14 protein-coding genes are annotated in these 13,787 nt (G+C 62.7%); 13 read left to right on the top strand and 1 reads right to left on the bottom strand.

Going from position 1 to position 13,787, the window contains the following annotated elements; all coding sequences use genetic code 11:
* The first annotated feature begins 306 nt into the window (after positions 1-306).
* The 6 genes from coxB (at position 307) to Q0030_RS25440 (ending at position 5,853) form a co-directional block, all read left to right on the top strand.
* Positions 307-1,140, top strand: a complete 834-nt coding sequence (coxB, locus tag Q0030_RS25465) for a cytochrome c oxidase subunit II (protein WP_298373119.1) — start codon at positions 307-309, stop codon at positions 1,138-1,140.
* Positions 1,141-1,211: 71 nt separating this feature from the next.
* Positions 1,212-2,987 carry a cytochrome c oxidase subunit I gene (gene ctaD, locus Q0030_RS25460; RefSeq protein WP_298373117.1) on the top strand — a complete coding sequence of 592 codons (1,776 nt, stop codon included), beginning with the start codon at positions 1,212-1,214 and terminating at the stop codon, positions 2,985-2,987.
* Entirely contained in the window at positions 2,984-3,688 is a 705-nt protein-coding gene (locus tag Q0030_RS25455; RefSeq protein WP_298373115.1) for a cytochrome c oxidase subunit 3, read from the top strand. Before ctaD ends, Q0030_RS25455 begins: the two co-directional genes overlap by 4 nt.
* Positions 3,689-3,703: 15 nt before the next feature.
* The gene (locus Q0030_RS25450; protein WP_298373113.1) at positions 3,704-4,426 is read left to right on the top strand and encodes a heme-copper oxidase subunit III family protein; all 723 of its coding nucleotides are present in this window, start codon (positions 3,704-3,706) and stop codon (positions 4,424-4,426) included.
* A 9-nt stretch (positions 4,427-4,435) separates the two neighbouring features.
* Positions 4,436-4,843, top strand: a complete 408-nt coding sequence (locus Q0030_RS25445; RefSeq protein ID WP_298373110.1) for a cytochrome C oxidase subunit IV family protein — start codon at positions 4,436-4,438, stop codon at positions 4,841-4,843.
* 101 nt (positions 4,844-4,944) lie between these two features.
* Positions 4,945-5,853 (top strand): heme o synthase, encoded by a 909-nt coding sequence (locus Q0030_RS25440; protein ID WP_298373108.1) that lies wholly within the window; start codon positions 4,945-4,947, stop codon positions 5,851-5,853.
* Positions 5,854-5,987: 134 nt separating this feature from the next.
* Here the strand turns inward: Q0030_RS25440 and Q0030_RS25435 are convergent, their stop codons facing one another.
* Entirely contained in the window at positions 5,988-6,206 is a 219-nt protein-coding gene (locus Q0030_RS25435) for a GDCCVxC domain-containing (seleno)protein (protein WP_298373105.1), read from the bottom strand.
* A 246-nt stretch (positions 6,207-6,452) separates the two neighbouring features.
* Between Q0030_RS25435 and Q0030_RS25430 the strand changes: the two genes are divergently transcribed.
* The 7 genes from Q0030_RS25430 (at position 6,453) to Q0030_RS25400 (ending at position 13,656) form a co-directional block, all read left to right on the top strand.
* Entirely contained in the window at positions 6,453-7,010 is a 558-nt protein-coding gene (locus Q0030_RS25430) for a sigma-70 family RNA polymerase sigma factor (RefSeq protein ID WP_298373102.1), read from the top strand.
* The gene (locus Q0030_RS25425) at positions 7,007-7,648 is read left to right on the top strand and encodes a DUF1109 domain-containing protein (RefSeq protein ID WP_298373099.1); all 642 of its coding nucleotides are present in this window, start codon (positions 7,007-7,009) and stop codon (positions 7,646-7,648) included. Before Q0030_RS25430 ends, Q0030_RS25425 begins: the two co-directional genes overlap by 4 nt.
* A gap of 117 nt (positions 7,649-7,765) precedes the next feature.
* Complete coding sequence (locus Q0030_RS25420; protein WP_298373096.1) at positions 7,766-8,029, top strand: hypothetical protein; 264 nt, start codon at positions 7,766-7,768, stop codon at positions 8,027-8,029.
* A gap of 113 nt (positions 8,030-8,142) precedes the next feature.
* Positions 8,143-8,502 carry a hypothetical protein gene (locus Q0030_RS25415; protein ID WP_298373094.1) on the top strand — a complete coding sequence of 120 codons (360 nt, stop codon included), beginning with the start codon at positions 8,143-8,145 and terminating at the stop codon, positions 8,500-8,502.
* A 101-nt stretch (positions 8,503-8,603) separates the two neighbouring features.
* Positions 8,604-9,011: a FixH family protein gene (locus tag Q0030_RS25410; protein WP_298373091.1), complete on the top strand. Its 408-nt coding sequence runs from the start codon at positions 8,604-8,606 to the stop codon at positions 9,009-9,011.
* On the top strand, positions 9,008-10,456 hold the full coding sequence (locus Q0030_RS25405; protein ID WP_298373088.1) for an efflux RND transporter periplasmic adaptor subunit: 1,449 nt from the start codon (positions 9,008-9,010) through the stop codon (positions 10,454-10,456). The genes Q0030_RS25410 and Q0030_RS25405 overlap by 4 nt, the downstream gene beginning before the upstream one ends.
* A complete protein-coding gene (locus tag Q0030_RS25400; RefSeq protein WP_298373086.1) occupies positions 10,453-13,656 on the top strand; it encodes an efflux RND transporter permease subunit in 3,204 nt (1,067 codons plus the stop codon). The genes Q0030_RS25405 and Q0030_RS25400 overlap by 4 nt, the downstream gene beginning before the upstream one ends.
* Positions 13,657-13,787 lie beyond the last annotated feature (131 nt).

Below are 13,787 nucleotides of genomic sequence, written 5' to 3'. Positions count from 1 at the left end.
GTGCTCTCCGGCACGCAATGCATTCGCGCCAACGCGCGCCGGACAGAGGCGGGACATACTCCTCTATTGACGCCGGGCTCGACGAGTACCATCTTGAATGCACTGAACGCCCCCAAGCTCCGATGAGATTGCGGCCGTGACGTTGAACCTTTGTCATGATGTCCCAGCGTCGCGACCGGCAGAATGGGCGAGGCAAAAGGCACGGTGATGGTGTACGTGACACCATACCTTTGACACCATACCTTTGACGTGAGCTCCGCCCTTTCGTTCGTCTCCGTAGCCTTCAATGGCAAGGAGGAATGAGGGATGGCTGTCGCGCTCGTACTGCTCCTGGTTGCAGTCGCCTCGGTGCTGTTTCACATCTACAGCCCGTGGTGGTGGACGCCGATCGCCTCAAACTGGCGCTACATCGACGACACGATCAATCTGACCTTCTGGATCACCGGTGCGGTTTTCTGCGCGGTCATCGCGTTCATGGCTTACTGCGTGTTCCGCTTCCACCACAAGGAGGGACGGCGGGCCGCCTACAATCCCGAAAACAAGAAGCTCGAATGGTGGCTCAGCATCGTGACGGCAGTCGGCGTCGCCGCCATGTTGGCGCCCGGCCTAGTGGTCTGGCACCAGTTCGTCACCGTTCCCGACGACGCGACCGACGTCGAGGTCGTTGGACAGCAGTGGATGTGGAGTTATCGGCTTCCGGGAAAAGACGGCCGGCTCGGCACGTCAGATGCGCGCCTGATCAGTCCCGACAATCCACTCGGGTTGAATCCCAACGATCCGAACGGACAGGACGACATCGTCGTTCAAAACGACGATCTGCATCTGCCGGTCGGGAAGTCGGTGAAGGTGTTGCTCCGCTCAATTGACGTTCTGCATGATTTCTACGTGCCCGAGTTCCGGGCCAAGATGGACATGATACCTGGCTCGGTGACCTATTACTGGTTCACGCCCACCCGCACCGGGACATTCGATGTCCTCTGTGCGGAGCTGTGCGGTGTCGCGCACGCGCAGATGCGGAGCAGGGTCATCGTGGAGGAAGCGAAAGAATATCACGCGTGGCTCGAGAGGCAGCGGACGTTTGCGGAGTTGTCAGGCCAGCACGACGTCGCGAAGGCCGCGTACAAGACTGGTAGCGAATGAACATGCCGACGAGGATCAGCCGGATATGAGGTGAACTCGTCGCTGAGCGGAAGACCAAGGAGGCTATTCCGATGGTCGATATCCCGTTTGATGAGGTCGCAGGCATTCCGCCCGCCGAAGTGGGTGAGGTCGAGCTCTATCACCCGCACAGCTGGTGGACGAGGTACGTCTTTTCGCAAGACGCCAAGGTTATCGCCGTCCAGTACTCGATTACGGCGATGTCCATCGGAATGGTTGCGCTGGTGCTGTCGTGGATGATGCGACTGCAACTGGGATTTCCCGGCACATTCTCCTTTATCGATGCCAATCAGTACCTTCAGTTCATCACCATGCACGGCATGATCATGGTGATCTACCTGCTCACGGCGCTGTTCCTTGGCGGCTTCGGCAATTACCTCATCCCGCTGATGGTTGGCGCGCGGGACATGGTCTTCCCCTACGTGAACATGCTGAGCTACTGGGTCTACCTGCTCGCCGTGCTGGTGCTGGTCGCGACGTTCTTCGTGCCTGGCGGGCCGACCGGCGCCGGCTGGACGCTTTATCCACCCCAGGCGATTCTCTCCGGTACTCCCGGGCAGGATTGGGGCATCATTCTCATGCTGGCCTCGCTGATCCTGTTCATCATCGGATTCACGATGGGCGGGCTCAACTATGTGGTGACAGTGTTGCAGGCCCGCACGCGCGGCATGACGTTGATGCGGATGCCCCTGACGGTGTGGGGCATCTTCACGGCCACCGTGATGGCGCTGCTGGCTTTCCCGGCGCTGTTCGTAGCCTCGGTGATGCTGTTGCTGGACCGCATCCTGGGAACCAGCTTCTTCATGCCAACGCTCGTCGAGATGGGGCAGCTGACGAAGTACGGCGGCGGCAGCCCGATCCTGTTCCAGCACTTGTTCTGGTTCTTTGGCCACCCCGAAGTCTACATCGTCGCCTTGCCGGCCTTCGGCATCATTTCCGATCTGATCAGCACTCACGCCCGAAAGAACATCTTCGGCTATCGCATGATGGTTTGGGCGATCGTGGCAATCGGTGCTCTCAGTTTCGTTGTATGGGCGCACCACATGTATGTGAGCGGCATGAATCCGTATTTCGGGTTCTTCTTCGCCACTACCACACTCATCATCGCCATCCCGACTGCCATCAAGGTCTACAACTGGGTGCTGACCCTGTGGCGCGGCGACATTCATCTCACGGTGCCGATGCTGTTCGCGCTCGCGTTCATCATCACATTCGTGAACGGCGGCCTGACCGGACTGTTTCTCGGTAACGTGGTTGTGGACGTTCCGCTGTCGGACACGATGTTCGTTGTCGCGCACTTCCACATGGTGATGGGTATCGCGCCGATCATGGCCGTGTTTGGCGGGATCTACCACTGGTATCCGAAAGTCACCGGACGCATGCTCAATGAGGCGCTTGGACGTTTCCACTTCTGGGTGACCTTCATCGGGGCCTATGCAGTCTTCTTTCCCATGCACTATCTGGGCCTGCTCGGGATGCCACGCCGCTACCACGACATCGGCGAGACAGCTTTCGTCCCGGCATCCGCCCATGACCTCAATGCGTTCATGAGCGTGGCGGCGCTGATTGTCGGCTTCGCCCAGCTTGTCTTCCTGTTCAATCTCATCTGGAGCCTGTTCAAAGGGAAAGAGGCCGGCAGCAATCCCTGGGGAGCCGCCTCGCTGGAATGGCAGACACCAGAAACCCCGCCGGGACACGGCAACTGGGGAAAGGAACTCCCGATCGTCTATCGCTGGGCCTACGATTACAGCGTGCCGGGCGCTGCCAGGGACTTCGTGCCGCAAAATGAACCGCCGGCCGGATTGGCGACGCAGGGAGCCCATCCGTGAGTGCCATCATCCTGTTCACTGTTACAATCGCAGCGATCGCGGGATGGTGGCTCTCGCAGCAGCGGCTGGCGGCCAAACCATGGCTCGAGCAAGGAGTGGACGTCGATGTTCGCGGTGAGCGCGGTTCGTCGGTGCCGACGGCGAAGATCGGACTGGGCGTGTTTCTCGCGGTCGTCGGCTCGTTGTTCGCGCTCCTGATCAGTGCCTACTCCATGCGCAACAGCATGGTGGACTGGCGGGAGCTGCCCCTGCCCAGGCTGTTGTGGTTCAATACGGGCGTCCTGGTCATCAGCAGTGTGGCGCTTCAATGGGCGCTGATGGCCGCGCGACGCGACGACATTGACGGCCTGATCGTCGGCCTGCTGATCGGCGGAGCATGCGCCGTGACCTTCCTGGCCGGGCAGCTATTGGTCTGGCAGCAGCTGAATGTCGCCGGCTATTTCGTAGCGTCCAATCCGGCCAATTCCTTCTTCTACCTGATCACCGCGGTGCACGGACTGCATCTGATGGGCGGTCTGGTCGCGCTCGGCAGGACGACCGCAAAGGTGTGGCGTGGCGCTCCGATGATGCAGATGCGCCTGAGCGTGGAGCTCTGCGCCATCTATTGGCATTTCCTCCTGTTGGTCTGGCTGATCTTGCTCGGTCTGCTGACCGGCTGGACCGACAATTTCATCGACATCTGTCGCCAGTTACTCACCTAGCGAGGGCAGGAAGCGATGACGGAAACCACACTTGCAACCCCCAAGGCGTCGCCCGGAACGATACCCGGATTGCGCGGCATCGCCGCCGACTGGGCCTCGGACCAGCGTGCCTTCAAGCACGTGTCCTGGGGGAAGGCCATGATGTGGATCTTCCTTCTGAGCGACACCTTCATCTTCAGCTGCTTCCTGCTGTCGTACATGACGGCGCGAATGTCGACGACCGTGCCGTGGCCCAATCCCAGCGAAGTCTTCGCGCTCAATCTCGGCGGCAAGCACATCCCGCTCATCCTGATCGCGATCATGACTTTCATCCTGATCAGCAGCAGCGGAACGATGGCGATGGCCGTCAACTTCGGTTATCGCCGGGATCGCGTCAAAACGGCAGCCTTGATGCTGGCCACAGCGGCATTTGGCGCGACGTTCGTCGGAATGCAGGGCTTCGAATGGACCAAGCTGATCATGGAGGGCGTGCGGCCGTGGGGCAATCCATGGGGCGCGCCGCAATTTGGTGCCTGCTTCTTCATGATCACCGGTTTCCACGGCACTCACGTGACCATCGGCGTGATTTTCCTGATCGCCGTCGCGCGAAAGGTTTGGCGGGGAGACTTCGACGTCGAACGGCGTGGCTTTTTCACGAGCCGGAGGGGGTATTACGAGATCGTCGAGATCATGGGCCTGTACTGGCACTTCGTCGATCTGGTGTGGGTATTCATCTTTGCCTTTTTCTATCTCTGGTGAGGTTGGCGCATGACAAACGCAGCGTTACATGTGGAAGGGCAGGCAACTCAACATGCGCTGCACGCGTTTGTGCACGACGCAGTCGCATCAGGAGCCACGCACGCAAAGGGCCAGCAGCATCCGATCAAGCTCTATCTCGTGGTCTGGGGATGGCTGTTCGTGCTCAGCACCTGCTCATACCTCGTCGACTTCTTTGGCATCCATGGCCATCTCCGCTGGTCACTGATCCTGCTGTTCATGGTGCTGAAGGCCGGCCTGATCGTTGCCGTGTTCATGCACATGGCCTGGGAGCGGTTGGCGTTGGCCTACGCCATCCTGTTGCCCCCGGTGCTCGTGCTGGTCTTTGTAGGGATCATGGTGTTCGAATCCGACTATACGCATCTGCTTCGGGTCATGTTTTTCGCGTCGGCGAGCTAGAGGCGGGACGGCTGATAAACTCGCCACGTCATCTGGGACTCCGCGAAGAAGGCCTTCAATCGATGGCCTCTTGAGTATCGAACTGACGAGGAATCAATCTCGTGCAAATCAATCGTTCAATTCTTCGCCGGAGCTATACGAACATCGGAGACTACGTCGCACTGACGAAACCGCGCGTCATGTCGCTGGTCGTCTTTACCGCACTGGTCGGTCTCATGGTCGCGCCAGGTGACATTGATCCCGTCACCGGCGTCGTTGCTCTTGCTTGCATCGCTGCGGGAGCTGGCGCCGCCGGTGCGCTCAACATGTGGTACGACGCCGACATCGATGCGGTGATGGCGCGTACCGCCATCCGTCCGATTCCCGGCGGCCGTGTATCGCGCCCGGAAGCACTGGTTTTCGGATTGATGCTCGGCACGTGCGCCGTCCTGGCCCTCGGCACTTTGCTGAACATGGCCGCTGCTGCACTCCTTGCCTTCACGATTTTCTTCTACGTCGTCGTCTACACGATGTGGCTCAAACGCCGAACACCGCAAAACATCGTCATTGGCGGTGCCGCTGGCGCACTCCCTCCGGTAATCGGCTGGGTCGCGGTCACCGGAAGCGTCGGGCTCGAGCCGCTCATCCTGTTCTTGATCATCTTCCTTTGGACGCCACCCCACTTCTGGGCACTGTCGCTCAATCTTGCCGGAGAATATGCCCGCGCCGGTGTGCCGATGTTGCCGGTCGTCGCCGGCAAGACCGAAACAAAGCGCCAGATTCTTCTCTATAGCGCGCTCTTGGTTCCGATCTCGCTGCTGCCTTGTGCACTTGGATTCGCGGGGGCCATCTATGGCGCGGCCGCGGCGATGCTGGGAGCGATCCTGATTTTTCTCGCATGGCAGGTACGTCGGAGCCACGACAAGGAAAGGCGGCCTGCTCGTCGTTTGTTCGTGTTTTCGATGCTCTATCTGGTGCTTCTCTTTGGTGTGCTGCTGATGAATGCTGCACCCTACGACCAGTCCTACTAACTGGACGCATTCGAATCGACAGCCGCAGGGCTTACTTCGTGCTGTTCCCGGCGAGACCGGGCCTGCCTATCCGATAAACCGAAACATCTTCGCCGCGGGGGCGTGCACCACCGGGCAAATCAATGGCAGTGCGCTCAGGCCGGCCCTGGCCCGCCACAGCATTTGCCGTGCGTCTGCACCGGAGGGCAGGGGACGGTCCCGTAAGAGCAGAACACGCAGCAATCGCCGGCAAGCGGCTTGAGGCGAGTGCCGCAGCCGCGGCAGTCGTAGAAGAACTGGCAGGCATCGGTCGGCATGGTTTCGGTCGCGGCAAATCCGCAGGTCGGACAGGTCAGGGTCGAGACGAGTTGCATGGGCCGCGGTCCGTTGGTCAGTGTCGCATGTCATTCCGGCGATTGCACCGTTCAGGGCCTGATCTGGCAAGATTGTGATCGGCGGTTGCCAAAGACGGGCTTATCCACGCGGGATGGACCCGCAAACTGGCGGGATGATGTGCGAATTGAGTTGAACCCGTCGCGGCCTCGAAAATATTCGTGGTCCGGCCGATCGGGCTGTAACCAAACCGGTCGCTTGAGCGAACCAGACCATAGTAGCGCTGCATGACGACCGCGGAAAACGAGCTCAAGCAACTGATGCTTGCCAGCCAGGATGGCGATGCGGCAGCCCACCGGGCGTTGCTGGAGCGCCTGAGCCGGCATTTGCGTGCCTACTACAAGAGCAAGCTTGCCAGGACCGGCCGCGGCGCGGCCGAGGCGGAGGACCTGGTGCAGGAGGCCGTGTTGGCAATTCACCTGCAGCGGCACACCTACGACCCGGCACAGAAGCTGACGCCTTGGGTGCACGCGGTCGCGCGCTACAAGCTGATCGATTTCCTGCGTCGCACGCGCGCCTCGCGCGCCGACGTGCCGATCGATGAGGCCGACGACATCACGGCGCATGACGATCACGTCGGCGCCGAGAGCAGCTTTGACGTCAGGCGATTGCTCAAGCAACTGCCGGCGAACATGCAGTGTGCGATCGCGGCCGTGAAGCTCGATGGATTGAGCGTCGCAGAAGCGGCGCAGCGGTGCGACATGTCGGAATCCAGTGTGAAGGTCAGCATTCATCGCGGGCTGAAGGCTCTGGCCGCGTTGATCGCTCGGAGGACGGAGCCATGAAGACGGATGATCTCATCGCGGCGCTCAGCAACAATGTCGAGCCGGTCGATCGCCGGCTGGTTGGCCGGACCGTCGCGATCGCGCTCGGGTTGGCCCTGGTTGCCGCGCTTGGCCTCGTGTTTGCCGGGCTTGGCGTCCGCGCCGACCTCGCCACGCCGCGTGCCGTGACTTTCCTCTTTCTGAAGCTTGCATTCGCGCTCGGCACTGTCGGCGCGGCGTCGGTCTATCTGACTCGGCTGGCGCGGCCGGGCGGCGAGCGAAAGATCTCGCTTGGACTTGCTGCACTCCCATTCGGGGCGATCATGCTGCTCGCCGCCATCAGCCTTGGACAGGCGCCCAGCTCGCATTGGGACAGGATGGTCATGGGAGACCAATGGCTCGAATGCCTGATCTCGGTTCCGATCATCGCGATCATGCCGTTTGCCGTGGTCATCTGGGCAGTCAGGAAGGCGGCGCCGACCAATCTGGTGCAGGCGGGGGCATTCGGTGGCCTCGTCGCGGGCGGCGTCAGCACTGTCGCCTATGCGCTCCACTGCACCGATGATTCGCTGCCGTTTGTCGCGTTGTGGTACGGCGGCACGATTGTGCTGTGCACGCTCGCGGGTGCGGTATTGGGACCGCGGCTGCTGCGTTGGTGAGAGGCAGCGATCAGACCTGTCACGTCAGCGTGAGCGTGTAACCGGCGAAACTCTGGCTCCGAACTCATGATTGGAAGCGCAAATCAATGCGCTTCTGGAAAATGATGGAGCCGGGTTATGTCGATTAACAAGATCCTTCTTACTTTCTCGCTCTTGGTGCCGGTCGTTGTGGCATCGGCGGCTGCGCAAGCGGGCGCGACGATCTCCGACAAGCGGTATCTGCCCAATGAGGCCAGGGGAACAACGCCAGCGGTTGCCGTGCAACGCGACCCGATGTCTGCATTCGGCTATGATCAGGGAGCGATGCGCGTGCAGCCGGCGAGTGTTCCGGACGCTGCCCGGACGCCGTGGCGCTATCACGGCGGCCCGAAGTCTCAATAGGCTCCATGCAGGGCGCCAGGCCGGGATGAACGATTAACCACCCAATCTCCCGCTGGTGCACTTGTGAACAGGGTGACCTTTTCAGCACCCGTCCTTTGTGAGACTGTCGCAACATGAATGTTCGCCAATTGTTCAGATTGCTGCTCGCCGTCCTTGTGACGGCAGGCCTGACGATTGCGCCGCTGGCGACGCCCGCGGCGGCCGGATCTGCGTTGACCGGTATGAGCCAGATGGCGGACATGTCTGACATGGCGGCCGATATGCCGTGCTGTCCCGACAAGCAGAAGAGCAATGACTGCGGGGATTGCCCGCTGGTTGCGATCTGCATGTTGAAGGTCCTGCACGCGGGACCATCGACCCTCGGCCTCGCGGTGAGGCCGTCGACACAGCTGCAACTGCATCCGCACGACGATCTGGTCGCTGACGGGCTGGTCCGTCCGCCGCCCGACCATCCCCCTCGACAGTTGGTCTGACTGGCGCCGCAAGCGCCGGTTGCTGCTGCGCGACCTTTTGGGCGCGTGGACGTCGCGTGCCGCGCAAGCGGCTGATCAAATCCAATCGAGGAATGAAACGAATGCCGTCGCTTAATACGTCGCGTGCCGTAACGGCCGCGCTCATCGGCCTGGCGCTGACAGGCACCACCACTGTCGCGCTCGCCGACATCAAGGACTACGAATTCCAGCTCGTCGACCAGACGGTCCAGGCTGGTCCGGACAAGGTCGTTACCGTCCGCCTGATGAACATGAAGACCGGCAAGGCCGTGCCGGACGCCGTGATCTTCACGACGCGGCTCGACATGGCCCCGGACGGCATGCAGGAGATGGCCACCAAGGTCACGCCGATGCCGGGGACCGAACCCGGCACCTATCGGTTCAAGGCGACCTTCGGCATGGCCGGACGCTGGCAGCTCTCGCTCGGCGCGAAGGTGCAGGGCGAGACCGGCACGGTCGAAAGCAAGCTCGTCGTCACGGCCGGAAAATGAACCGGCTCGCCCTGGCAGGCGCCGCCGCTGCGATCGTTGCAGCAGCAGGCGTCGCATATCTCGGTCGCGGCCTGTCGCCGTGGCCGGGCGCAAATCTCGCTGCCTCAGCCGCGCAAGCGGCCGAAGCCGGCGCGCCGATCTATTTCCGCGATCCGGACGGCAAGCCGTCCTACTCGCTGACGCCGAAGAAGACGTCCGACGGCCGCGACTACCAGCCGGTCGCCGCCGGCGCCGATCTCAGCTTTGACGAGCCGGAGACGCCAATGGCAATGCCGGCGGCCGCCAAGGGCGAGCGCAAGGTCAAATATTATCGCAACCCAATGGGTCTTCCCGACACCTCGCCGGTGCCGAAGAAGGATTCCATGGGGATGGATTACATCGCCGTCTACGACGGCGAAGACAGTGACGACGGCTCGATCACGCTGTCGCCCGGAAAAATCCAGCGCACCGGCGTCAAATCCGAAGCGGCGGAGCTGCGCCGCATCCGCACGCTGGTGCGTGCCCCCGGCACGATCCAGCTCGACGAACGGCGGGTCTCCGTCATCGCGATGCGGGCCGAGAGTTATGTGCAGAAAGTCGCCGACATCACAACCGGCAGCAGGGTGACGAAGGGCCAGCCGTTGATGGAGATCTACAGCCCGGCGGTGTCATCCGCGGCGGCCGAATATGTCGCGACCATGACCTCGAAAGCGATCGCTAATATCGAGCCCTACGGACGCGGCTCCAAGCAGCGGTTGACCAATCTCGACGTTCCCGAGACCGTCATCGCCGAGATGGAGAAAAGCCACACGGTGCCGCTCGCGATCCAGTGGTTGTCGCCGCGTGACGGCATCGTGTTGCAGCGTGCCGCGATCGAGGGCATGCGTGCCCAGCCCGGCGACGTGCTGTTCCGGATCGCCGACGTCTCTGTCGTGTGGGCACTGGTCGATGTCGCCGAGCGTGATCTCGGCAATATCGTGGTCGGGCAGAAGGTCGCGGTGCGGGCCCGCAGCTATCCCGGCCGCGCGTTCATGGGCCAGATCAGCGTGATCTATCCGCAGGTCAACAAGGACACGCGCACCGCGCGGGTGCGGATCGAATTGCAGAATGCCGATCTCGCGCTGCTGCCGGACATGTATGTCGACGCCGAGATCGACATCGGCAGCGCGGCGCCGGTGCTGACGGTGGCGGACAACGCGATCCTCGACACCGGGAGCCGCCAGACCGTGCTGATCGACCGGGGCAACGGCCGGTTCGAGCCGCGCGAGGTCAAGCTCGGGCGGCGCGGCGACGGCTATGTCGAAATCCGCGACGGGATCGCGGAGGGCGATGCGGTCGTCACGTCAGCCACCTTCCTGATCGACGCCGAAAGCAACCTGAAGGCCGCGATCAAGGGCTTTGCCGAGGCCGGCGCTGCGCAAGCGGTTGCGGCCGACGGCCAGATGACGGACGGAGGCAAGCCATGATTGCACGTGTCATCGCCTGGTCGGCGCGCAACCTGCTGCTGGTGCTGTTCGGCACCGGCTTTGCGGCCGCCGCGGGTCTCTACGCGCTCATCCACCTGCCGCTCGATGCGATCCCCGATCTCTCCGACACCCAGGTCATCGTCTACACGGAGTATCCCGGCCAGGCGCCGCAGGTGATCGAGGACCAGGTCACCTATCCCCTGACCACGGCGATGCTGACGGTGCCGAAGTCGAAGGTCGTGCGCGGCTTCTCGTTCTTCGGCGTGTCGTTCGTCTATGTCATCTTTGAGGATGGCACCGACATCTACTGGGCGCGCTCGCGGGTGCTCGAATTCCTCAACGGCGCGGCGTCGCGGTTGCCGGCCGGGGTCTCGCCGACGATCGGCCCCGATGCGACCGGGGTGGGCTGGGTCTACCAGTATGCCGTGATGTCGAAGCAGTTGAATCTGGCGGATACCCGCACCATTCAGGACTGGAACCTGAAATTCGCGCTGGCGAGAGCGGAAGGCGTCGCCGAGGTTGCGAGCGTCGGCGGCTTCGTCAAGCAGTACAATGTGATCCTCGATCCGCAGCGGATGCGCGATCGCGGCATCACCATGCAGCGGATGCGCGATGCGATCCGCGCCAGCAATGCCGACGTCGGCGGCCGCACCGTCGAGCTCTCTGAGTTCGAATATGTCATTCGCGGCAAGGGCTATCTGAAGGACATCAACGATCTCGGCAACGTCGTGCTGAAGACCGACAACGGCACGCCGGTGTTGCTGCGTGACGTCGCCCGCGTCGAGCTCGGCCCCGATGAGCGGCGCGGCATCGCCGAATTGAACGGCGAGGGCGAGGTGGCGAGCGGCATCGTGCTGCAACGGTTCGGCGTCAATGCCCTCGACGTGATCGAAAACGTCAAGAAGCGCTTCAAGGAGATCGCGACCAGCCTGCCGAAATCGGTCGAGATCGTGCCGGTCTATGACCGGTCCAACCTGATCTATGCGGCGATCGACACGCTCAAGCGCACGCTGTTCGAGGAGAGCATCGTGGTCGCGCTGGTCTGCTTCGTGTTCCTGCTGCATGTCCGCAGCGCGCTGGTCGCGATCCTGATGCTGCCGGTCGGCGTCCTGATGGCGTTCGGCGCGATGAAGCTGCTCGGGATCGGCTCCAACATCATGAGTCTCGGCGGCATCGCGATTGCGATCGGCGCCATGATTGATGCGGCGATCGTGATGATTGAGAACGCGCACAAGCACCTCGAGCGCGCCGAGCCCGGCCGATCGCGGGTCGCGATCCTGATCGAGGCCGCGGCGGAGGTGGGACCCGCGCTGTTCTTCAGCCTGCTCATCATCACCGTGTCGTTCATGCCGATCTTCACGCTGGAATCGCAGGAGGGGCGGCTGTTCTCGCCGCTCGCCTTCACCAAGACGTTTGCGATGGCGGCGGCGGCGCTGCTATCGGTGACGCTGGTGCCGGCACTGATGGTGATCTTCGTCCGGGGCAGGATCGTTCCCGAGCACAAGAATCCGATCAACCGCTTCCTGATCTGGATCTACCGTCCCGTCATCAACGGCGTGCTGCGGGCCAAGACGCTGGTGATCCTGCTTGCGCTCGCAGCGATCGCCGTCACGGTCTGGCCGGCCCGGCAACTCGGCACCGAGTTCATGCCCGACCTCAACGAGGGCACGCTGCTCTACATGCCGACCACGCTGCCGGGGATCTCGGTGACCAAGGCGGCCGAGCTGCTGCAGATGCAGGACCGCATCATCCGGAGCTTTCCGGAGGTCGTCTCGGTCTACGGCAAGGCCGGCCGCGCCGCCACCGCGACCGATCCGGCGCCATCGGAGATGTTCGAGACCGTCGTCAACCTCAAGCCGAAACAGCAATGGCGCAAGGGCCTCACGCTCGACGGCCTGATCGCCGAGATGGACAAGGCTCTGCAATTTCCTGGCGTCTCCAACGCCTGGACCATGCCGATCAAGGCGCGCATCGACATGCTGTCGACCGGGATCCGGACGCCGGTCGGCGTCAAGGTGATCGGCCCGGATCTTGCCGTGATCGACAAGCTCGCGCGTCAGATCGAGCAGGTCGTGAAGGGTGTGCCCGGCACCTCGTCGGCCTATGCCGAGCGCAGCCTCGGCGGCTACTACCTCGAGATCACGCCGAACCGCGAAGCATTGTCGCGCTATGGCATCGCGGTACAGGACGTGCAGGACACGATCGCGACCGCGCTCGGTGGCCAGAGCGTGACCACGACAGTGGAGGGACGCCAGCGTTTCACGGTCAACATGCGCTACCCGCGCGACCTGCGCGACAATCCGGCCGCGATCGCAAGCGACATCCTGGTGCCGATGCCGGCGGGCGGGGCGGTGCCGCTCGGCGAGGTCGCCGATATCACGCCGGCTCGCGGGCCGACCACGATCCGGACCGAGAACGGGCAACTTGCGACCTACATCTATGTCGATATCCGCGATCGCGATCTCGGCGGCTATGTCGCGGATGCGCAGCGCGCGGTGCAAGCCGCCGTGCAGTTTCCGCCCGGCACCTACGTGGTCTGGAGCGGGCAGTACGAATACCTCGAACGCGCCGCGGCGCGGCTCAAGATCGTGGTGCCGGTGACGCTTCTGATCATCTTCCTGCTGCTCTACCTCAACTTCCGCTCGGTGGCGGAAACCATGATCGTGATGCTGTCGCTTCCGTTCGCGCTGGTCGGCGGGCTCTGGCTGATGTGGGCGCTCGGCTTCAACCTGTCGGTTGCGGTCGCGGTCGGCTTCATCGCGCTGGCCGGCGTCGCCGCCGAGACCGGTGTCGTGATGCTGATGTACCTCAACCAGGCACTGGCCGAGATCACCGCGCGTCGTGCTGCCGAGGGCCGCGCGATCGGGCGCGACGATCTCAACCGCGCGATCATCGAGGGCGCGGTCGAGCGTGTCCGGCCGAAGATGATGACGGTGGTTGCTATCATGGCCGGGCTGCTGCCGATCATGTGGAGCACCGGCACGGGCTCCGAGATCATGCAGCGCATCGCGGTGCCGATGATCGGTGGTATGATCTCGTCGACCCTGCTGACGCTGATCGTGATTCCCGCGATCTTCGCCGTCGTGAAGGGCTTCGGGCTTCGCGCGAGGATGCCCGAACTGGATGTCGTTGCGCCCGTCGTGCGACAGCGCGTAGCAGGGGTTGCGAATTCGTCGGCTGGTTCAAACCGGATTGAATGATACCCTGAGGGGGTATATAGGATGGCGGTTCGCGGCAGGCTGATTTGCAGTCGGGGTGCGGGCGAGGCGAGTTCGGGGCGATCACGCAGGTGTTGGTGCGGTTGACGAGGTCGGGACGGGTGCGGGCGGGA

Origin of the sequence: uncultured Bradyrhizobium sp. (assembly GCF_947648125.1) — a bacterium.
Lineage (GTDB): Bacteria > Pseudomonadota > Alphaproteobacteria > Rhizobiales > Xanthobacteraceae > Bradyrhizobium.
Note: the sequence above shows the minus strand (reverse complement) of the source record. Positions and strands in the feature narration are given on the sequence as shown.